Origin of the sequence: Streptomyces qinglanensis (genome assembly GCF_900111245.1) — a bacterium.
In the GTDB taxonomy this organism is placed as follows: Bacteria; Actinomycetota; Actinomycetes; order Streptomycetales; family Streptomycetaceae; genus Streptomyces; species Streptomyces qinglanensis.
The window spans coordinates 1-20,675 of record NZ_FOGO01000016.1 but is presented as its reverse complement, the minus strand read 5'-3'; the positions used below and the strand labels follow the sequence as shown (position 1 = coordinate 20,675).

General features: G+C 73.2%; 20 protein-coding genes. 2 read left to right on the top strand and 18 right to left on the bottom strand.

Annotated features, from left to right (window positions below):
• Window positions 1-12: 12 nt before the first annotated feature.
• The 3 genes from BMX65_RS26675 to pyrR all read right to left on the bottom strand — a co-directional run bounded on the left by BMX65_RS26675 (window position 13) and on the right by pyrR (window position 3,199).
• Window positions 13-1,308, bottom strand: a complete 1,296-nt coding sequence (locus BMX65_RS26675; protein WP_075002917.1) for a dihydroorotase — start codon at window positions 1,306-1,308, stop codon at window positions 13-15.
• Window position 1,309: 1 nt separating this feature from the next.
• The gene (locus BMX65_RS26670) at window positions 1,310-2,365 is read right to left on the bottom strand and encodes an aspartate carbamoyltransferase catalytic subunit (protein ID WP_075002916.1); all 1,056 of its coding nucleotides are present in this window, start codon (window positions 2,363-2,365) and stop codon (window positions 1,310-1,312) included.
• Window positions 2,366-2,548: 183 nt separating this feature from the next.
• Window positions 2,549-3,199, bottom strand: a complete 651-nt coding sequence (pyrR, locus tag BMX65_RS26665) for a bifunctional pyr operon transcriptional regulator/uracil phosphoribosyltransferase PyrR (RefSeq protein ID WP_075002915.1) — start codon at window positions 3,197-3,199, stop codon at window positions 2,549-2,551.
• Window positions 3,200-3,438: 239 nt separating this feature from the next.
• On the opposite strand from pyrR, the gene bldD reads away from it, so the two are divergent.
• Complete coding sequence (gene bldD, locus BMX65_RS26660; protein ID WP_019356149.1) at window positions 3,439-3,939, top strand: transcriptional regulator BldD; 501 nt, start codon at window positions 3,439-3,441, stop codon at window positions 3,937-3,939.
• A gap of 376 nt (window positions 3,940-4,315) precedes the next feature.
• On the opposite strand, the gene nusB is transcribed toward bldD, so the two are convergent.
• From nusB to rpsD, 14 genes are all read right to left on the bottom strand, one after another.
• The gene (gene nusB, locus BMX65_RS26655; protein WP_075002914.1) at window positions 4,316-4,741 is read right to left on the bottom strand and encodes a transcription antitermination factor NusB; all 426 of its coding nucleotides are present in this window, start codon (window positions 4,739-4,741) and stop codon (window positions 4,316-4,318) included.
• Window positions 4,742-4,743: 2 nt separating this feature from the next.
• Entirely contained in the window at window positions 4,744-5,310 is a 567-nt protein-coding gene (gene efp, locus BMX65_RS26650; RefSeq protein WP_075002913.1) for an elongation factor P, read from the bottom strand.
• Between the two features lie 84 nt (window positions 5,311-5,394).
• The gene (locus BMX65_RS26645; RefSeq protein ID WP_075002912.1) at window positions 5,395-6,552 is read right to left on the bottom strand and encodes an aminopeptidase P family protein; all 1,158 of its coding nucleotides are present in this window, start codon (window positions 6,550-6,552) and stop codon (window positions 5,395-5,397) included.
• Window positions 6,553-6,742: 190 nt separating this feature from the next.
• Entirely contained in the window at window positions 6,743-7,726 is a 984-nt protein-coding gene (locus BMX65_RS26640; RefSeq protein ID WP_075002911.1) for an AAA family ATPase, read from the bottom strand.
• Between the two features lie 235 nt (window positions 7,727-7,961).
• Window positions 7,962-9,062: a 3-dehydroquinate synthase gene (gene aroB, locus BMX65_RS26635; protein WP_075002910.1), complete on the bottom strand. Its 1,101-nt coding sequence runs from the start codon at window positions 9,060-9,062 to the stop codon at window positions 7,962-7,964.
• A complete protein-coding gene (locus tag BMX65_RS26630; protein ID WP_075002909.1) occupies window positions 9,059-9,592 on the bottom strand; it encodes a shikimate kinase in 534 nt (177 codons plus the stop codon). Before BMX65_RS26630 ends, aroB begins: the two co-directional genes overlap by 4 nt.
• Window positions 9,589-10,773 carry a chorismate synthase gene (gene aroC, locus BMX65_RS26625; protein ID WP_075002908.1) on the bottom strand — a complete coding sequence of 395 codons (1,185 nt, stop codon included), beginning with the start codon at window positions 10,771-10,773 and terminating at the stop codon, window positions 9,589-9,591. Before aroC ends, BMX65_RS26630 begins: the two co-directional genes overlap by 4 nt.
• A 178-nt stretch (window positions 10,774-10,951) precedes the next feature.
• The gene (locus tag BMX65_RS26620; protein ID WP_075002907.1) at window positions 10,952-11,836 is read right to left on the bottom strand and encodes a shikimate dehydrogenase; all 885 of its coding nucleotides are present in this window, start codon (window positions 11,834-11,836) and stop codon (window positions 10,952-10,954) included.
• Window positions 11,836-13,704, bottom strand: a complete 1,869-nt coding sequence (gene mltG, locus BMX65_RS26615; RefSeq protein WP_075002906.1) for an endolytic transglycosylase MltG — start codon at window positions 13,702-13,704, stop codon at window positions 11,836-11,838. Before mltG ends, BMX65_RS26620 begins: the two co-directional genes overlap by 1 nt.
• A gap of 140 nt (window positions 13,705-13,844) precedes the next feature.
• Window positions 13,845-14,342, bottom strand: coding sequence for a Holliday junction resolvase RuvX (gene ruvX, locus BMX65_RS26610; protein ID WP_075002905.1), 498 nt, complete (start codon window positions 14,340-14,342; stop codon window positions 13,845-13,847).
• Window positions 14,342-17,017, bottom strand: coding sequence for an alanine--tRNA ligase (gene alaS, locus BMX65_RS26605; protein ID WP_075002904.1), 2,676 nt, complete (start codon window positions 17,015-17,017; stop codon window positions 14,342-14,344). Before alaS ends, ruvX begins: the two co-directional genes overlap by 1 nt.
• Entirely contained in the window at window positions 17,017-17,430 is a 414-nt protein-coding gene (locus tag BMX65_RS26600) for a DUF6167 family protein (RefSeq protein WP_075002903.1), read from the bottom strand. The genes alaS and BMX65_RS26600 overlap by 1 nt, the downstream gene beginning before the upstream one ends.
• 6 nt (window positions 17,431-17,436) lie before the next feature.
• Window positions 17,437-17,877: a DUF948 domain-containing protein gene (locus tag BMX65_RS26595; RefSeq protein WP_075002902.1), complete on the bottom strand. Its 441-nt coding sequence runs from the start codon at window positions 17,875-17,877 to the stop codon at window positions 17,437-17,439.
• A gap of 248 nt (window positions 17,878-18,125) precedes the next feature.
• The gene (rpsD, locus tag BMX65_RS26590) at window positions 18,126-18,737 is read right to left on the bottom strand and encodes a 30S ribosomal protein S4 (protein WP_075002901.1); all 612 of its coding nucleotides are present in this window, start codon (window positions 18,735-18,737) and stop codon (window positions 18,126-18,128) included.
• A 55-nt stretch (window positions 18,738-18,792) separates the two neighbouring features.
• Between rpsD and BMX65_RS26585 the strand changes: the two genes are divergently transcribed.
• The gene (locus BMX65_RS26585; protein WP_239501875.1) at window positions 18,793-19,596 is read left to right on the top strand and encodes a DUF2470 domain-containing protein; all 804 of its coding nucleotides are present in this window, start codon (window positions 18,793-18,795) and stop codon (window positions 19,594-19,596) included.
• Window positions 19,597-19,788: 192 nt separating this feature from the next.
• On the opposite strand, the gene BMX65_RS26580 is transcribed toward BMX65_RS26585, so the two are convergent.
• Window positions 19,789-20,675: AAA family ATPase (locus BMX65_RS26580; RefSeq protein ID WP_075002900.1), on the bottom strand; the 887-nt coding region annotated here is incomplete at its 5' end.

Here is a 20,675-nt window from a genome sequence, read left to right as displayed (position 1 = left end):
CGCTCACACTGCTCACACGAGGTTCCCGTCGACGACCGTCGGCCGACCCCGCAGCCAGGTCCGGATGACGCGGCCGGGCAGCTCACGCCCCTGGTAGGGGGTGTTGGCGCTGCGGGAGGCGAAGCCCGCGGGGTCCACCTGTCCACGGTAGTCCGCGTCGAGAAGAACCAGGTTCGCCGGCTCACCGGGTGAGACGGGGCGGCCGTGGCCCGCCAGGCGGCCGATGGCGGCGGGCCGGTGGGACATCCGGTCGGCGACCTGCGCCCAGTCCAGCAGCCCGGTGTCGACCATGGTGTGCTGCACCACGGACAGCGCGGTCTCCAGGCCGACCATGCCCATGGCGGCCGCACCCCACTCGCAGTCCTTGTCCTCGTGCGGATGCGGGGCGTGGTCGGTGGCGACGCAGTCGATGGTGCCGTCGGCCAGCGCCTCGCGGAGCGCCAGCACGTCGGCCTCGGTGCGCAGCGGCGGGTTGACCTTGTAGACGGGGTCGTAGGACCGGACGAGTTCGTCGGTGAGCAGCAGATGGTGCGGGGTGACCTCGGCGGTCACGTTCCAGCCCTTGGACTTGGCCCAGCGCACGATCTCCACGGAGCCGGCGGTCGACAGGTGGCAGATGTGCACCCGCGAGCCGACGTGCGCGGCGAGCAGCACGTCCCGGGCGATGATCGACTCCTCGGCGACCGCGGGCCAGCCCTGCAGACCCAGCTCGGCCGAGACGATGCCCTCGTTCATCTGGGCACCGGCGGTCAGCCGCGGCTCCTGGGCGTGCTGGGCGACGACGCCGTCGAACGCCTTCACGTACTCCAGCGCACGCCGCATGATCACCGCGTCGTCGACGCACTTGCCGTCGTCGGAGAAGACCCGCACCCCGGCGGCGGAGTCGTGCATGGCCCCCAGCTCGGCGAGCTGCTTGCCCTCCAGGCCGACGGTGACGGCGCCGACGGGGCGCACGTCGCAGTAGCCGTACTCCTTGCCGAGCCGCCACACCTGCTCGACCACTCCGGCGGTGTCGGCGACGGGGAAGGTGTTGGCCATGGCGTGCACGGCGGTGTAGCCGCCCTTGGCGGCGGCCCGGGTGCCCGTCAGCACGGTCTCGGAGTCCTCGCGGCCGGGCTCGCGCAGATGGGTGTGCAGATCGACCAGGCCGGGCAGCAGCACGGCGCCGCCGGTCTCGACCACCTCAGCGCCGGCCGTCTCCAGCCCCGGTCCGACACCGGCGATCTGCGTGCCCTCGATCAGGACGTCCTGCGGCTCGCCGCCGAGGACCTTGGCACCGCGCAGCAGCGTCTTCTTCTGCTCAGTCATCTCAGTTGTCCTCCTCGGTACGGGCTGCCCCGGTGCGGGCTGCCGCGGTGGATGCGGCCTCGGCGGGCACGGCTTCGGGGGGCGCGGCCTCGGTGCGGCTCTCCTCGGAGCGGGAGAGGGCCGGTTCGGCGCCGCCGAGCAGCAGGTACATCACGGCCATCCGGATGCTGACGCCGTTGGCGACCTGTTCGACCGCGGTGCAGCGGGGCGAGTCGGCCACCTCGGCGGTGATCTCCATACCGCGGTTCATCGGCCCGGGGTGCATCACCACGGCGTGCTCGGGCATCCGCGCCATGCGCTCGCCGTCGAGGCCGTAGCGGCGGGCGTACTCACGCTCGGTGGGGAAGAAGGCCGCGTTCATCCGCTCCCGCTGGACGCGCAGCATCATCACGGCGTCGGACTTGGCCACGACGGCGTCCAGGTCGTAGGAGACCTCGCACGGCCAGCGCTCCACGCCGATGGGCAGCAGGGTGGGCGGCGCGACGAGGGTGACCTGGGCGCCCAGGGTGCTGAGCAGATGGACGTTGGAGCGGGCCACCCGGCTGTGCAGGATGTCGCCCACGATCGTGATGCGCCGGCCGTCGAGGGCGGCCCCCTCCCGGCCCACCAGCCGGCGGCGCACGGTGAAGGCGTCCAGCAGTGCCTGGGTGGGGTGCTCGTGGGTCCCGTCACCGGCGTTGACGACGGAGCCGCCGATCCACTCGGAGGTGGCCAGCCGGTGCGGGGCCCCGGACTCGTGGTGCCGGATGACCACGGCGTCGGCCCCCATGGCCTCCAGGGTCAGCGCGGTGTCCTTGAGGGACTCGCCCTTGGAGACGGAGGAGCCCTTGGCGGAGAAGTTGATGACGTCGGCGGACAGCCGCTTGGCGGCCGCTTCGAAGGAGATCCGGGTGCGGGTGGAGTCCTCGAAGAAGAGGTTGACGATGGTGCGGCCGCGCAGGGTGGGCAGCTTCTTGATCGGCCGGTCGGCGAACCGGGCCATCTCCTCGGCGGTGTCGAGGATGAGGACGGCGTCGTCGCGGGTGAGGTCGGCGGCCGAGATGAGGTGACGCTTCATCTGTTGCCTTGGGCCTTCCGTGGGTGGGATGTGAGGTCGTCGCGAGAGCTCGCGCGCGGGCGCGCCGGGGCAGCGTGCGCGTGCGGGCAGACCGGGGAGAGCGTGCGCCGTGGCGCGCGGTGGTGTGCCGCGCGTGGCGGCATGCGCACCCGCGCGGGCGCGTGCGGCGGGACGAAGCGGGCGCTAGCCCGCCGGGGCGGTGCCGGGGCGCGCGCCTGCCGTTCTTCCGGCGCCGGACGCCGCCTCGGACGTCGCGCCGGACGCCTCGGACACGGGGGACCGGGTGCCGAGCAGGACGCCGTCGTGCCCGTCCTCTTCGGTGAGCTGGACCTTGACGGTCTCGCGCTGCGAGGTGGGCAGGTTCTTGCCGACGTAGTCGGCGCGGATCGGAAGCTCGCGGTGACCGCGGTCCACGAGGACGGCCAGTTGCACCGCTCGCGGGCGGCCGATGTCACCCAGGGCATCCAGAGCGGCACGAATGGTGCGGCCGGAATAGAGCACGTCGTCGACGAGCACGACGAGCCGTCCGTCGATCCCGTCGGCCGGGATCTCGGTGTGCGCGAGGGCCCGCGCGGGGCCGAGGCGGAGATCGTCCCGGTACATCGTGATGTCGAGCGAGCCGACCGGGACCGTGCTGCCGGTGATCTCCTGGAGCTTGGCGGCCAGCCGCCGGGCGAGGAAGACGCCGCGGGTGGGAATGCCGAGAAGTACCACGTCGTCGGCGCCCTTGGCGCGCTCGACGATCTCGTGGGCGATGCGGGTGAGCACCCGCATGATGTCCGGGGCCTCCAGCACGGGTCGCGCCGGATGCAGGCTCGGAGTGTGGTCGTCCATGAAGAATCGGACCTCCTTCCCCGCCTCACGGGACGGGCCTTAAAGGACGTCTTGCTGTTGCCCGTCAACGCTACCAGGGCCCGCTCACCGGTCCGTGCGAGGGGGCGGAGCCAGCCGTTCGGCCCCCCTCGGCTTGACGCGGCACATTACGCTGCGTAACCTCACAGTGAGTTACGAAGCGCGCGGCGCAGCGAACCGCATGGCGCAGCCGCTCAGCGAAACAGCGTCCGGGGAGCCATATGTCCAGCGAATACGCCAAACAGCTCGGAGCCAAGCTCCGCGCCATCCGTACCCAGCAAGGTCTCTCCCTCCACGGTGTCGAGGAGAAGTCCCAGGGCCGCTGGAAGGCGGTCGTGGTGGGCTCGTACGAGCGCGGCGACCGGGCCGTGACCGTGCAGCGCCTCGCCGAGCTGGCCGACTTCTACGGAGTGCCGGTGCAGGAGCTGCTGCCGGGCACCACTCCGGGCGGGGCCGCCGAGCCGCCGCCGAAGCTGGTGCTCGACCTGGAGCGCCTGGCCCACGTACCGGCCGACAAGGCGGGTCCGCTCCAGCGGTACGCGGCGACGATCCAGTCGCAGCGCGGGGACTACAACGGCAAGGTCCTCTCCATCCGCCAGGACGACCTGCGGACCCTGGCCGTCATCTACGACCAGTCGCCCTCCGTGCTGACGGAGCAGCTCATCGGCTGGGGCGTGCTCGACGCGGACGCCCGCCGGGCCGTCTCGCACGAAGAGGTCTGACCCCTCGGCGAGGAGGCGCACCCCCTCCGTCCCGTCGGGGGTCCGCCCCTCGACGTCGGGCAGCACATCCGTCCGCGCCGGGCTCCCTGCCCGCCGCGCGACGGCGATCCGCTCCGCGGCGCAGACCGGCGGTGCCGGACCGGCCCCACCCGTCCTCGGACGGATCCTGGTCGGTCCGGCACCGCCGGTTCGTTTCACGCGGCCGCTCTCCCGGCCGCCGCGGCCGCTTCTCCCCGGCCTCCGGGCCGGGATACTGCTGCCTCCGGGCCGGGATGCCGCTGCCCTCGCCGGATACACCGCTGCCCCCGGCCACCGGGCCGGGACACCCCCTGCCGGCGGGAAGAGCGGAAACTCTCCCCGTCGCGGCGGGCGGGTGTCAGCGCAGGAGCGTCGGCTTGAGCTCCTTCAACCGGCCGAGCAGGCCGTTGATGAAACCGGGCGACTCGTCCGTCGAGAACTCCTTGGCGAGCTGAACGGCCTCGTCGATCGCGACCGCGTCGGGTACCTCGTCCACCCACAGCAGCTCGTAGAGGCCCAGCCGCAGGATGCCCCGGTCCACATCGGGCATCCGGTCCAGGGTCCAGTCGACCGCGTAGGTGGACAGCAGCTCGTCGATACGCGCGGCGTTGCCCGCGTAGCCCTCGACGAGGGTCATCGTGTACTCGGAGACCGGCGGCTGCCGGGAATCCGTCCGGGCGAGCCGCAACCAGTCCGCGAGCACGGTGCGCACGTCGGCGCCGCGCTGGTCGGCCTCGAAGAGGATCTGGAAGGCGCGCTTGCGGGCCTTGTTGCGTGCGGCCACGGTTAGCTGTTCACCCGGCCGAGGTACTCACCGGAGCGCGTGTCGACCTTGATCTTCTCATCGGTGGTGATGAAGAGCGGCACCTGGATGCTGTAGCCCGTCTCCAGCTCGGCGGGCTTGGAGCCACCGGTGGAGCGGTCACCCTGGACGCCCGGTTCGGTGTGCTTGATCTTGAGCTCGACCGCGGCGGGCAGCTCCACGTAGAGCACCTCGCCCTCGTGCTGCGCGACCGTGGCGTCGAAGCCCTCGATCAGGTAGTTGGCCGCGTCACCGACGGTCTTGCGGTCGATGTGGAGCTGATCGAAGGTCTGCATGTCCATGAAGACGAAGTAGTCGCCGTCCATGTACGAGAACTGCATGTCCCGTCGGTCCACGGTGGCCGTCTCGACCTTGGTGCCCGCGTTGAACGTCTTGTCGACGATCTTGCCGGAGAGGACGTTCTTCAGCTTCGTACGGACAAAAGCCGGCCCCTTGCCGGGCTTGACGTGCTGGAACTCGACAACGGACCAGAGCTGGCCGCCGTCGAGCTTGAGCACCATGCCGTTCTTGAGGTCGTTCGTGGATGCCACGGTTGCGGAATCTCCTGAGACTGCTGCGGAGACCAGGGCGACTGCCACGCCTCCGACGGCCCGTGGGCTGAGCCCCCGCGGGGGCTAGAGGGCGAGCAGCTCCTTGGTCGTGATGGTGAGTAGCTCGGGTCCGCCGTCCGCCTGTGGGCGGACGACGAGTGTGTCGTCGATCCGGACACCGCCCCGGCCCGGGAGATGGACCCCCGGTTGGACGGTGACCGGCACACAAGCGTCCAGTTTACCCACGGCCTCGGGCGACAGCCGAGGGTCCTCACCGATTTCCAGGCCGACCCCGTGGCCCGTCGATTCCCCCAGCGCCGCCCCGTGCCCCGCCGCCGCCAGCACCTGGCGCGCGGCGCGGTCCACCTCACGGCACTCGGTACCCGGCCCCAGCGACTCCCGGGCAGCCCGCTGAGCGGCGAAAACGGTGTCGTAGAGCTCGATCTGCCAGGTCTCGGGCGCCGTGCCGATGACGAAGGTACGGCCGATCTGGCAGCCGTAGCCGCGGTAGCGGGCACCCAGCCGGACGGCGAGGAAATCCCCCTCCTCCACCCGCCGGTCGGTCGGCCGGTGACCGGGCAGCCCGGAGTTGGGGCCGGCCGCGACCGAGGTGGGGAGCGCGGCGCCCTCGGCGCCGTGGTCGATGAGCCGGCGCTCCAGCTCCAGCGCGAGATGCCGTTCGGTGCGACCCACCAGGATCGACTCCAGCAGCTCACCGAGGGCCTGATCGGTGATCTCGGCGGCGACCCGCAGCGCGGAGATCTCCTCCTCGTCCTTGATCACCCGTTGCTGCTCCACCGCCAGCCCGAGGTCCGCGAGCCGCACCGAGGGCGCGACGGCCGCCAGCGCCCGGTGCCGCGCGACGGTCAGATGATGCTCCTCCACGGCCAGCGCACCGGCACCGCTCCGTTCGGCGATCCCGGCGGCGGCCACGGCGGCGTCGTACCCGGCGGCACCGTGCGCCTCGGCGGACTCCGCCCCGCTCGGCACCTCCAGGGTGAGCTCGCGCAGGTCGTCGGCCGGATGGGCACCGTTCGCCGGGCCCTCTCCCGGAGCCGACACCAGGGTGTCCGCGCCGTCCGGACCCAGCAGCAGGACGCTGCCGGGCGCGGCACGGCCGGTCAGGTACCGGACATTGGCGGGACGGGAGATCAGCACCGCGTCGGCGGGACCGTCGTGGGCGGTGCTCGCCGCGCAGCGGTCACGCAGCCGGGCACGGCGGGAGACATGCACCTCGGACATATGCCGAGGGTACGCAGCGCCCGGCCGGACGGCCGCCCGGACACGGCCGTGCGGGCGACCCGGGAACGATCGTCAGCTCACCTGCCGAACGGCGGGGCGGCCGCCGGGAGCGCCGGGCCGCTCCGGGCCCGGCGGCCACCTCGGGGAGCGCCCGCGGGAGAGGTCCGCACAGCAGTGCTGCCGTCGCCGGTCACCAGCTCACCGGGCTGGCCAGGCTGCGGGCGACCACGTTGTCCAGCATGTGCGCGGTGCTGGCCACGTCCTGCCGGGAATTGTCGATGATCGGCAGCCCGGAGCTGTACCAGCCCGCCATCCGGCCGTGGATGTGCGCCACCTCCTCGTCGGAGAGCCGCCGGTTGCCGGAGCGCTCCGCGTTCCGCTCCAGGACGATGTCCAGTCCGGGCAGCAGCACCACGGGGATGAGGCCGGGGCCCACGTGCCGCTTCCAGCCGCCGAGCCCGATGACGGGCCAGTCGGGGAAGACCGCGTCGTCCAGGATGCAGGAGATGCCGTTGGCCAGGAAGTTGCGGGCCGCGAAGCCGCAGGTCCGCCGGGCCAGGCGGTACTGGGCCTCGGAGTTCTCGTTCCAGCCCGTCTGCGGGTCGGCGAAGCCCGAGTGCACCCACTCGCGTACGTCGTCGAGGCTGATGTGGGCCGTGGGGACCGCTCGGTGCCCGGCCCAGTAGCGGGCGACCGTGGTCTTGCCCGCACCAGCCGGACCGATCAGCAGGACGGCGACCGCGGCCCGGGTGGCGTCCAACTGGGCCGGGGTGGCGCCGGGGGCCGGGACCTCGACCGGCGCGCCCGGGGGCAGCTTGACGTGGCCCGTCGACTCTCCCCCGGGCGGCGCGCTGCGCGGCTGCGGGGGTGCGCCCGCCGGGGGCGCGGGCGGCGCGGACTCGGCCGGAGCCCGGTCCGGAACGGGGCGCGTGTGCTGCTGGGGCGGCTGTGCGGGCTGCGGCGGCTGCGCAGGCTGGGGGGCCGGGGCCGCCGGGGCATGAGGGTGAGGAGGCTGCGGCGGAGGGGCCTGAGGGTGCGGTCGCGGCGGTGGCGCCTGCGGATGGGGGTGCTGCGGCACCGGTTCCGGTGCCGAACGGGCACCTGGGGCCGGCGGGGGTGCGGGCCACTGCGCCCCGTAGCCTCCGTAGGCGCCTTGGGCACCGTTGTGCTGCATCCGGACCCCAACTCCGTCCCGCGTGTGAAGGCGTTGCGGCGCAACGCCGAGTGTTGTGCGAATACTGACGGTACCTTCCCCGCCCGTCTCGGTGTGAACGGCCGGGTCCGCTCCCGAGTGCCCGACGCGCGCGCCGGGTCCCCCGGTTCCCGCGCGACCGGCCGCCTCCGCCCCGCCCGGTGGGCGGGGCGGAGGCCCCGGGCCGCCCGGGGCGGCGCCGGTTCCGGACAGGATGTCAGGCGGCGATCTCGGCGTGCGCCGCCAGCAGCATCGCGGGGTCGGGGCTCTCCAGGACGGCCGGCTTGGCCGGTCCTTCGAGCACGATGAAGCGCAGCCGGTCGCCGCGGGACTTCTTGTCGACCTTCATGGTCTCCAGCAGCTTGGGCCATTGGTCGCCGCGGTAGCTGACGGGCAGCCCGACCGACTCCAGCACCGCGCGGTGCCGGTCGGCCGTCGCGTCGTCGAGACGGCCGGCGATCCGGCCGAGTTCGGCGGCGAAGACCATGCCGACCGAGACGGCCGCACCGTGCCGCCAGTCGTAGCGCTCGTTCTTCTCGATCGCGTGGCCGAGGGTGTGCCCGTAGTTGAGGATCTCGCGGCGGCCCGACTCCTTCAGGTCCTCGGAGACCACCTCCGCCTTCACCCTGATCGAGCGTTCGATCAGCTCGGCGGTGTGCGGGCCCTCGGGCGTCCGCGCGGCCGCCGGGTCGGACTCGATGAGCTCCAGGATGGCCGGATCGGCGATGAAACCCGCCTTGATGACCTCCGCGAGGCCGCTGACGTAGTCGTGCACCCCCAGCGACTCCAGCGCCGCGAGGTCGCACAGCACCCCGGCGGGCGGATGGAAGGCGCCCACCAGGTTCTTGCCCTCGGCGGTGTTGATACCGGTCTTGCCGCCCACCGCGGCGTCCACCATGCCCAGCACGGTGGTCGGCACCGCGACCCAGCGCACCCCGCGCAGCCAGGTGGCCGCGACGAAACCGGCCACGTCGGTGGTGGCCCCGCCGCCGACCCCGACGATCACGTCGGTACGGGTGAATCCGGTCTGGCCCAGTGCCTTCCAGCAGTAGGCCGCGACCTCCGCGGTCTTGGACTCCTCGGCGTTGGGCAACTGGACGGCGATGGCCTCGTACCCCTGGCCCGCCAGGTCCTCGCGCAGCGCCTCCCCGGTCGAGGCCAGCGCCTCGGGGTGCAGGACGGCGACCCGCTGCGCGTCGGCGCCGATCAGAGCGGGGAGTTCGCCGAGGAGCTGCCGTCCCACGAGCACGTCGTAGGGGTCGGTGCCCGCCGAGCCGCGGACGGCGATCCGGGTGACGGCGGAGTCCTGGGTTGTCATTGCTGCTTCTCCGGCTGGGTGGACGGTAGCTGAAGGGCGGTGAGGATCTCGTCGGCGACCTGGTCGGGCGTGCGGTCCTCGGTACTGACGACGACGCGGGCCACCTCGGTGTAGAGCGGTCTGCGCTCCTCCATCAACCTGCGCCACTGCTGCCGCGGGTTGATGACGAGCAGGGGGCGCGGAGCGTCCAGCCCGACACGCTTGACGGCCTCGGTCAGCCCCATCTCCAGGAACACGACCGGCCGTCCGGCCAGCAGCGCCCTGGTCTCCTCGGCGAGGACGGCGCCGCCGCCGAGGGCGAGCACTCCGCGGTGCTCGCTCAGCGCGGCGGCCACGGCCGCCCGCTCCAGCTCGCGGAAGTGCGGCTCGCCCTCCTCCAGGAAGAGGTCCGAGACGGACTTGCCCGCCTGCTCCGCGACGTCCCGGTCGGTGTCGCGGCAGGTCACACCGAGCCGCTCGGCGAGGATCGCGCCGACGGTCGACTTGCCGACCCCCATCGGGCCGACGAGCACGACGAGGGGCCCGGTCACCGGATCTCCAGGTTGTCGAGGAAGCCGCGGACGTTGCGGCGGGTCTCGGTGACGCTGTCCCCGCCGAACTTCTCGGCCACCGCGTCCGCGAGCACCAGCGCGACCATGGCCTCGGCCACGATCCCCGCCGCGGGCACGGCGCACACGTCGGACCGCTGGTGGTGCGCCTTGTCGGCTTCGCCGGTGCGCACGTCGACGGTGGCCAGGGCACGCGGCACGGTCGCGATCGGCTTCATCGCGGCGCGTACCCGCAGCAGCTCGCCGGTGGACAGACCGCCCTCGGTGCCGCCACTGCGCCCGGAAGCCCGGCGGATGCCGTCCGGGCCCGGGACGATCTCGTCGTGCGCCTGGGAGCCGGGCACCCGGGCCAGGGCGAAGCCGTCGCCCAGCTCCACGCCCTTGATGGCCTGGATCCCCATGAGCGCCCCGGCCAGCCGCGAGTCCAGCCGCCGGTCCCCGTGCACGTGCGAGCCCAGGCCGACGGGTACGCCGTGCGCCACGACCTCGACGACGCCGCCGAGGGTGTCGCCGTCCTTGTGCGCCTGGTCGATCTGCGCGACCATCGCCTCGCTCGCCGCGGCGTCCAGGCAGCGCACCGGGTCGGCGTCCAGCCGGGCCACGTCACCCGGCTCCGGGACGGTGCCGTACGGCGCCTGCGCCGCGCCCAGTTCCACCACGTGCGAGACGATCTCGACGCCGGTGGTCTCCCGCAGGTACGAGCGCGCCACCGTGCCGAGCGCGACGCGCGCCGCGGTCTCGCGGGCCGAGGCGCGCTCCAGGATCGGCCGGGCCTCGTCGAAGCCGTACTTCTGCATCCCCGCGAGGTCAGCGTGGCCGGGCCGGGGCCGGGTGAGCGGGGCGTTGCGGGCCGACTGCTCCAGCTCCGCGGGGTCGACCGGATCGGCCGCCATCACCTGCTGCCATTTGGGCCACTCGGTGTTGCCCACCATGACCGCCACCGGCGACCCGAGGCTGAGGCCGTGCCGTACGCCGCCGAGGAAGGTGACCTCGTCGCGCTCGAACTTCATCCGGGCGCCGCGGCCGTAGCCCAGGCGGCGCCGGGCCAGCTCGTCGGCGACCATGTCGGTGGTCACCGGGACGCCGGAGGGCAGCCCCTCCAGGGTCGCCACGAGTGCGGGGCCGTGCGACTCCCCCGCGGTCAGCCAGCGCAACCTGCTCAACGGTGCTCCTCTCGGCCGCTTCGCGGCCCGTCCACGTTCCTGCGCACGATCCTCCCATGCCGCCGCTGAGGCGCTTGCCCCAAGCCCGTACCGTCCCGCCATGTGGGCAGCGCCCGCGGCTGCCGGAACCGGCCTGTGGCCCCCCGGGGACCGGCCGGGCGGCCCGACGGCCGCCGGGTCATCCCGCGCGGGCCGCCAGCTCCGCCTCGCCGGCCGCCCGCATGGCGGCGAGCGGTGCGGGTCCTCGGCCGGTCATCAGCTCCACCTGGAGCACGGCCTGGTGCACCAGCAGGTCGAGGCCGCCCAGGACGGGGCCGTTCCAGGCGGCGGCCAGGGCGGTCGGCCACGGGTCGTAGAGGACGTCGAAGAGGGTGCCGCCCACGGCGGGTGCGGCGGCGGCGAGCCCGTCGGTGGCGCCGGCGGGAGTGGTGGAGATGACCAGCGGCGCCCCCAGCCCCTCGGCGGCCCGTGCCCAGTCGGCCGTCCGTACGGCCACTCCGAGCCGCTCCCCCCAGCCCCGCATCTCACGGGCGCGCTCGGCGCTGCGCACATAGACGGTGATCTCGCCGATCTCGCCGATCTCACCGGTCGTGCCGCTCCCGCCCCCGCAGACCTGCACGAGGGCGGCCAGCGCGGAGGAGGCGGTGGCGCCCGCGCCCAGCACGGTGGCGCTCTCGACGGTGCTGATGCCCCGCTCCCGGAGCGCGGCGACCATGCCCGGGACGTCGGTGTTGTCCCCGGTGCGGCGCCCGTCCTCGGTGAAGAGCACGGTGTTGACGGCTTCCACGGAGGCGGCCGTCGGGCTGATCCCGTCGAGAAGCGGGATGACGGCCCGCTTCAGCGGCATGGTCAGGGACAGCCCCGCCCATCGGCCCGCCCGGTCGTCCAGGCGGGCGAGGAAGTCGCCGATGCCCTGCTCGTCCACCTGATACCGGTCATAGGTCCAGTTGCCGAGGCCCAGCTCGGCGTAGGCGGCCCGGTGCAGCACCGGCGAGAGGGAGTGGGCGACCGGTGATCCGAGGACGGCGGCACGCCTGGCCTCCTGCCCGGTGGTGGCCGGCATCAGCCCCCCGCCTCCTTCTTCTTGCGCTGTTCCTCGTTGAAGTCTTCGACGTTCTTCTGGTGTTCCTGCGCGCTGTCGGTGAAGCGGGTGTCGCCGGGCTTGACCGTGACGAAGTACAGCCAGTCGCCCTCGGTCGGCTTGAGTGCCGCTTCTATCGCCTGGTGCCCGGGGTTGCCGATCGGGCCCGGCGGGAGCCCCTTGTGCAGGTAGGTGTTGTACGGCGAGGGGTATTTGGTGTCGGCGACCGAGGTGTTCAGGGTCGAGCGCCCCATCGCGTAGTTGATGGTGGAGTCGAAGCCCAGTCGCATGTCCTCGTCGAGGCGGTTGCTGATGACGCGGGAGACCTTGCCGAACTCGTGGTCCTGCTGGGCCTCGGCCTGGACGAGCGAGGCGATGGTGAGGATCTCCCGCGGCGTCCTGCCGCTCTTCTCGGCCTTCTCCTCCAGCCCGGTCCTGGCGTACTCGGACTCGGCCCGCTTGACCATCTTGCGCAGCACGTCCCGCGGCTTGCTCGCTTTGCCGATGCTGTACTTGGAGGGGAAGAGGAAACCTTCCGGCTTGCCGTCCGCCCAGTCGGGCAGGCCGATGTCGCCGGACTCGGCCGCCTTCTTCGTGGTCCCCTCGGCGACGTCCAGCTTCTTGTCGATCTCGGCGTAGATCTTCGAGGCACGCCAGCCCTCGGCGACGATGAGGCCGTTCTGACTGGCCGGGTCGAGCATCATCGCCACGGCGTCCGCGCCGGACATCCGCTTGCGGAGGGTGTAGGTACCGGCCTGGATGCTCTGGGCCTTCTCGTTGCCCTCGGCCGCTTCCACAAAGGCACCCGGGCTCTTGACCACGCCCCCCTTCTTGAGGACCTGCCCCATCTCGGCGAGCGAGGCGCCCGCCGGGATGTCGACCATGACCTCGCCGGAACCGCTGCCCGAGTAGTCGGGAGCCGCCCCGAAGTGGCTCTGGTAGAAGTCGTGGCCGACGTAGCCGACGACCCCCACCCCGGCCACGAGCGCGACGGCGATGACCAGCCCGCAGCCGCGCCGGCGCTTGGTCCTGCCGCCGCGCTCCCGGCCCCGGCGGCCCCGGTCGTCGTGCCCGTCGTAGTGATCGTCTTCGTCGTAGTCCTCGTCGCGGTCCGCGAAGAAGGCGTGCTCGCCCTGGTCCGGGCCCGGGTCCCAGCCCGTCTCCGGGTCCGGTTCCGGCGCCTCCCGCGGCCGGGGCACCGGCTGCTGCTGCGGGTCCGCGGGGGCGGGCGGGTAGCCGCCCTGGCCGCCGTAGTGGCCGGGCTGCGGTTCGGCGGGGTACGCACCGGTCGGGTATTCGCCGGTCGGGTATTCGCCGGTGTGGTGGCCCCCGGGGTACGGGCCGGAGGGGTACTCACCGGGCGCGTACGGAGCGCCGGAGTACTGCGGGTGGAGGCCGCCGACGGAGTGCTCGCCCGTGCCGTGGCCCGCGGCGGGGTAGGCACCGGCCGGATGGCTCCCGGCCGGGTATCCGGCCGGATACCCGCCGGTGGCGTACCCACCGCTCGGGTACTCGCCCGTGGAATGACCGCCGGCGCCGTATCCGTCCGCGGCGTAGGGATCCGCGTAGTGCCCGGCATGCGGGGGCGCCGGGTGTCCGGGGACGTACCCGGGTCCGCCGGCAGGGGCCTGCTGTCCGGTGCCGTCCCAGCCGCCGGGTGCGTACTGCTGCGGGTACTGCTGCTCGGCGTACGGGGGCCCGGGGTGGCCGGAATACTGCCCCTGCTGCGGAACCTGGTGCCAGCCGTCCTGGTACCCGGCCTGCTGGGCCGCGTTCCACTCCTGGTCCCCGTAGAGGGGGTCGTCAGGGTGCCACGGTTGGGAGCCATGGCCCTGGTCGTACTCAGTCATCGATCCCCTTGCCACGCGAGAGCGGCAGCCGGTGACGCGCACCGGAGCTGCCCCGGGACCCGCACGGACGCACTGCGTCCGGGCGCGCCGGGTGGTGCAGTGGCGGCTGCCGTGTCGCGCGGAACGTTACCGTACAGCGATCAGACAACCACTTCGACGCACTGCCCCGGAGGCCGGCCGGAGGTCCGCTCGGTCTCCAGCGCGCTCTGCAGGATCACCACGGCGGCCGCCTGGTCGATACGTGAACGTCCCTTTTTGGCACCGACTCCGGAGGCCCGCATCCCCTGCGCGGCCGTGACCGTCGACAGCCGTTCGTCGACGAGCCGGACCGGAACGGGTGTGATGTTTTTCGCCAACTCCTGCGCGAATTCACGGACCTTGGCGGCCGCCGGGCCCTCCCCGCCGTGCAGCGAACGCGGCAGCCCGACGACGACCTCCAACGGCTCGTACTCCGCGACCAGCGCCGCCAGCCGGCGCCGGGCGGCCGGGACGTCCCGCCCCGGAACCGTCTCCACCGGGGTGGCCAGGACCCCGTCGGGGTCGCTGGAGGCGACCCCGATCCTGGCGTCCCCGACGTCCACGGCGAGCCGCCGGCCGCGCCGGAAGGGCGCGGCCTCCTCGGACGCGCCGGGAACCATCAGGCGTTGCCCCCGGCCTCGGCGACCAGCCGCTCCACCGCGGCCACGGCCTCGTCCACGGCCTCCGGGTTCTGGCCGCCCCCCTGCGCGACGTCCGGCTTGCCGCCGCCACCGCCCCCGAGCGTCTTGGCGGCCGCGCGCACCAGGTCACCGGCGCGGAGCCCGGACTCCCTGGCCCCCTCGTTGGTGGCGATGACGGTGAGCGGGCGCCCGCCTGTGACGGCGAACAGCGCGACGACGGCGGGACGGCTGCCGAGCCGCTGGCGGACGTCCAGCACCAGGGTGCGCAGGTCGTCGGCCGCGGTGCCGTCCGGCACCCGGGCCGCGGCCAGCGCGGTGCCCCGCACGTCCTTGGCGTCCCCGGCGATCCCCGCGGCCGCCTGCAGCACCTTCTCGGCGCGGAACCGCTCGATCTCCTTCTCGGCGTCCTTCAGCCTGCCCAGCATCCCGGAGACCCGCTCGGGCAGGTCCTCGGAGCGGCCCTTGAGCAGCTCGGTCAGCTGGGAGACGACGGTGTGCTCGCGGGCGAGGAACTTGTAGGCGTCCACCCCGACCAGCGCCTCGACGCGGCGCACACCCGAGCCGATGGACGACTCGCCCAGCAGCTTGACCAGGCCGAGCTGCGCGGTGTTGTGCACGTGCGTGCCGCCGCACAGCTCCTTGGAGAAGTCGCCGATGGTCACCACGCGCACGGTCTGGCCGTACTTCTCGCCGAACTCGGCCAGCGCGCCCTGCTTCTTGGCGTCGTCGATGCCCATGTACTCGGCGTGCACGTCGAGTTCCCGGGCCAGCACCTCGTTGATCTTCTGCTCGACGTCGGTGAGCACCGTGCCGGGTACGGCGGCGGGCGAACCGAAGTCGAAGCGGAACCGCCCCGGGGCGTTCTCCGAACCGGCCTGCGCGGCCGTCGGACCGAGCGCGTCGCGCAGCGCCTGGTGAGTGAGGTGGGTGGCGCTGTGCGCCCGGGCGATGGAGCGGCGCCGGTCCCCGTCGATCTCCGCGTAGGCGGACGAGCCGACGGTGACCTCGCCGACCTGCACCGAGCCCTTGTGCACGCTGACACCGGGCACCGGCTGCTGGACGTCGCGCACCTTCACGACGGCGCCGCCCTCCAGCCGGATGCGGCCGGTGTCGGCGAGCTGGCCGCCGCCCTCAGCGTAGAACGGGGTGCGGTCCAGGACGACCTCGACCTCGTCGCCCTCGCCGGCGGCGGGTGCGGAGATCCCGTGTACCAGCAGGCCGACGACCGTGGCCTCGCCGGAGGTGCCGGCGTAGCCGGTGAAGTCGGTGGACCCGGCGGTGTCGGCGATCTCGCGGTAGGCCGACAGGTCGGCGTGGCCGGTCTTCTTCGCCCTGGCGTCGGCCTTGGCGCGCTCCCGCTGCTCCTTCATCAGCCGGCGGAAGCCCTGCTCGTCCACCGACAGGCCCTGCTCGGCAGCCATCTCCAGGGTGAGGTCGATGGGGAAGCCCCAGGTGTCGTGGAGCTGGAACGCCTTGTCACCGGGCAGCACGGTGCTGCCCGCCGTCCGGGTCTCGGTGACGGCGGTGTCGAGGATGTTGGTACCGGCCCTCAGCGTCTTGAGGAAGGCGGCCTCCTCGGCGAGCGCGACGGCCTCGATGCGCTTCCGGTCGGTGATCAGCTCCGGGTACTGCCGGCCCATCGTCGTGATGACGACGTCGATCAGGTCCTCGACGACCGGGCCGGTGGCGCCCAGGATGCGCATGTTGCGGATCGCGCGGCGCATGATGCGGCGCAGCACATAGCCGCGGCCCTCGTTGCCGGGAGTGACCCCGTCACCGATGAGCATGACGGAGGTGCGGATGTGGTCGCAGACCACGCGCAGCGACACGTCGGTGTCCTCGGCGGCGCCGTAGGCGACCCCGGTCAGCGCGGTGGCCTTGTCGATGACGGCGCGCGAGGTGTCGATCTCGTACATGTTGTGCACGCCCTGCAGGACCATCGCCAGGCGCTCCAGGCCGAGCCCGGTGTCGATGTTCTTGCTGGGCAGCTCGCCGAGGATCTCGAAGTCGGTCTTGGTGGTGCCCTCGCCGCGCTCGTACTGCATGAAGACGAGGTTCCACAACTCGACGTAGCGCTCGTCGTTGACGGCGGGGCCGCCCTCGGGGCCGAACTCGGGGCCGCGGTCGTAGTTGATCTCCGAGCACGGTCCGCACGGGCCGGGTACACCCATGGACCAGTAGTTCTCCTCCATCCCCAGGCGCTGGATGCGCTCGGGGGGCACGCCGACGACCTCGCGCCAGATGCGCTCGGCCTCGTCGTCCTGCTCGTAGACGGTGATCCACAGCCGCTCGGGGTCGAGCCCGTAGCCGCCCTGCTCCGGCGAGGAGGTCAGCAGCTCCCAGGCGAGCTTCGCGGCCCCCTCCTTGAAGTAGTCCCCGAAGGAGAAGTTGCCGCACATCTGGAAGAAGGTGCCGTGCCGGGTGGTCTTGCCGACCTCTTCGATGTCCGGCGTCCGCACGCACTTCTGCACGCTGGTGGCCCGCTGCCAGGGCGGGGTGACCTCGCCCAGGAAGTACGGCTTGAACGGCACCATGCCGGCGGGGACCAGCAGCAGCGTCGGGTCGTCCGCGATCAGCGACGCCGATGGCACCACATGGTGCCCCCGCTCCTCGAAGAAGCGCAGCCAGCGGCGGCGGATTTCAGCCGACTCCATCAGTGGTCCTCATTCCGGTCGTTCGGGTGGTTGGGGGTGGACTGGTGGCCCTGGTGGTCCGGGCGGGCAGGGAGCGCGCCGCCGGGCGGCCGTCCGGCCTGCCCGCGCAGCACGGTCCGCTCCTGCTGCCGCGGGAGCGGGGTGGCGGGCCCGGCCGGGAGCTCCCGGTACCGGTCGGCCTCCTCGGGGGCCGACAGGCCGAGCGCGTCCTTGAGTTCGCCCTCCCGCTGGGCCATGCCCGCGCGCACGTCGAGTGCGAACTCCCTCAGCCGGTGGCCGCCTTCGACGGCCTTGTCGGCGGCGCGCAGCGCCAGCGCGTCCGGCGCGAGGCTGCGGATCTTGCGCTGGACCTTGGTGGTGGCCCAGACACCGGCTGCGGCGCCGGTGGTGAACCAGAAGGCACGGCGGATCATCCGGACTCAGCCCCTTCCACGCTTGCGGCCGCCGCGGCGGGCGGCGGGTACGGTGCGGCCGACGACGACGCCGCGGCCCGCGCGCTGCTCCTGTGCCGGCCCGTCCTTGCGCCCCAGGGCGCGGCGCACGCCGTAGCCGAAGGCGGCGACCTTGACGAGCGGGCCGCCGAAGGTGCTCGAGACGGTGGAGGAGAGCGCCGAGGCGTTGGAGGTGACCTCCTGGACGTCCGTCGCGATGGCGTCGACGCGGTCGAGCTGGGTCTGCGCGGAACGGACGGTCGCCGACGCCTCTCCCAGGAGGGGGACCGCCTGTTCCGTCACACCTGTCACCAGCTTGGTCGCCGCCTTGAGCGTCTGCGCGAGCCTCACCAGCACGACGGCGAGGAACGACACCAGGATCGCCCAGAAGACGGCCACGAGGAGGCCGGCCACTTCTCCACCGGACACGCTGCACCGCTTCCCTTGAGGTCATGGGGGTCGGCCGCCGCTCGCCGGGTGGCCGACCGCGGCGGCGTACGCGGTGACGACCCTATCGCGCCGGACCGCCGCGTCCGTACCGCATTCCGGGGCGGCGGAGGCGCATCGCCCCGGCGCGCCCGCGCCGCCGGGCGCCCGGGAACGCCGCAGCCCGCCGTGCCCGTACCGGGAACCGGCGCCGGGCAGGCGGGCTGGCGGGGCTGGGCCGCAGCGGACGGTCAGCGGGCGTAGTACTCGACCACGAGCTGCTCGTCGCAGATCACCGGGATCTCCTTGCGGTTGGGGTCCCGGTCCAGACGGAAGGCGAGCGCCTGCAGGTTGACCTGGAGGTAGCGCGGGGTCTCGCCCTCGCCCGCGTAGCCGCCCTCGCGGGCGACCTGGAAGGGGTGCTTGCTGCGGCTGCGCTCGCGGACCATCACCACGTCGTCGGGACGGACGCGGAAGGAGGGCTTGTCGACCTTGCGGTCGTTGACCGCGATGTGGCCGTGCACCACCATCTGCCGGGCCTGGTAGATCGTGCGGGCCAGGCCGGAGCGGAGCACGAGCGCGTCCAGCCGCCGCTCCAGCTCGATGACCAGGGCCTCACCCGTCTTGACCTCGGTCTTGCGGGCGCGCTCGTAGGCGCGGCGCATCTGGCTCTCGCTGATGTCGTACTGGGCGCGCAGGCGCTGCTTCTCCAGCAGCCGGACCTTGTAGTCACTGTTCTGCTTGCGGCCCCGGCCGTGCTCCCCGGGCGGGTACGGGCGCTGTTCGAAGTACTTGACGGCCTTCGGGGTCAGCGCGACGCCCAGGGCACGCGACTTCTTGACCTTGGGACGCGACTGGTTCACGTTGAACGGACCTCCGTGTAAGTTAGGTGAGCCTTACCTTAGCCGAGGAGTACGCATGTTTCGACCTGGGATCCCCCTGCCCGGCACCGACGCCGAGGAGGAACAGCCGCGTCCCGTGGAAGACGCCCGGCGGCCGACCGCCGCCGAACGTGTACGAACCCTCGCACAATCCAGCGTATCCGCCCTGCTGACCATTCCCGGAGCCGAGCCCGACCTGCGGGAACCCGGCTCGGGCGTCCCCCAGGCCCATGCCGTCACCCCGGAGGGCGACGTCCTGCTGCTGGTCGCCGCGGACGCGCCGGAGGCCCGGGTGAGCGCGTACGCGCAGGACGACGACCTCACCGCGGTGATGGAGATCACGGATGTGGCACCCGTCTCCGTACCGCACCGGGTGCGGGGCCGCGCCTGGATCGCCGGCTGGCTCACCCCGGTGCGCGGCGAGGACCGCGCCATCTGCGCCCGGCTGCTCGCCGAAGCGGCCCCCTCGGCTCCGGTCGCGGGGACCTCGCGGCGGATGCTGCGGCTGGAGGTCGGCGAATGCTGGATCGACGACCTGTGGGGCGCGGAGTCCGTGGAACCCGACGCCTTCGCCGCCGCCGCGCCCGACCCGCTCGCCGTCCACGAGGCAGAGCTGCTGCAGCACCTGGCCGCCGCCCACCAGGAGCAGGTGCACGGGCTGTGCGCCTGCCAGGGGTGGGAGCAGGCGGTGCCGGTGGCGCTCGACCGGTTCGGGCTGCGGGTGCGGGGCTGGAGCGCGCAAGGAGCCTGCGCGGACGTCCGCTTCGAGTTCGCCGAACCGGTCGGCACGGTGGCCGAACTGCGCCGCGCGATGCACGGGTTGTTCGCCGCGGGCGGCTGACGGCCGCGCCCGCGGGCTGCCCGGGAACGGCCCGGCGCCGTCCGCGGTCTGCGCGGCGCCGGTCCCGGACCCCGCCGTCGGCGCGGTCGGCGTCCGGGACCCGGAGCGGACCCGCGGACGGGGCGGGCTGTCGGCGGGCTGCGGCGCATCGGCCGGGTGCCGCACCGCGGCGCGCCCGTCCCGCCCTGCGGCTCAGTCCCCCTCGCCGCGCAGCCGGGCGCGGACCCGGTCGGCGATGTCGGCGTAGCGGGCCTCGGCGCCGTAGCGGGTGGGTTCGTAGTACCGCCGCCCGTGCACCGCGTCGGGTGCGTACTGCTGCGCTGCGATCCCGCCCGGCAGGTCGTGCGGGTACTGGTAGCCCGCGCCGTGGCCGAGCTTCTGCGAGCCCTGGTAGTGACTGTCCCGCAGGTGCGCCGGTACGGGTCCGGCCAGCCCCGCGCGGACGTCCGCCAACGCCGCGTCGATCGCCAGGTAGGCCGCGTTCGACTTCGGTGCCAGGGCGAGCGCCACCGTCGCCTGGCCGAGGGTGATCCGCGCCTCGGGGAAGCCGATCAGGGCGACGGCCTGCGCCGCGGCGACCGCCGTCTGCAGCGCCGTCGGATCCGCCAGCCCGATGTCCTCGCTCGCGGAGATCATCAGACGCCGTGCGATGAACCGGGGGTCCTCGCCGGCCTCGATCATCCGCGCGAGGTAGTGCAGCGCGGCGTCCACGTCGGAGCCCCGGATGGATTTGATCAGCGCACTGGCCACGTCGTAGTGCTGGTCCCCGGCACGGTCGTACTTCACCGCGGCCCGGTCGACCGCCTCCTCCACGGTGGCCAGCGAGATCGCGGACTCGCCCTTGGCGAGCGCCGCGCCGGCGCCGGCCTCCAGCGCCGTCAGCGCCCGCCGGGCGTCGCCCCCGGCGATCCGCAGCAGATGCCCCTCGGAGTCCTCGGGCAGCGTCACCTCCCCCGCCAGGCCCCGCTCCTCGGCCAGGGCGCGGTGGAGCAGCCCGCGGATGTCCTCGTCGGTCAGCGGCTCCAGGGTCAGCAGCAGCGAACGGGAGAGCAGCGGAGAGATCACCGAGAAGTAGGGGT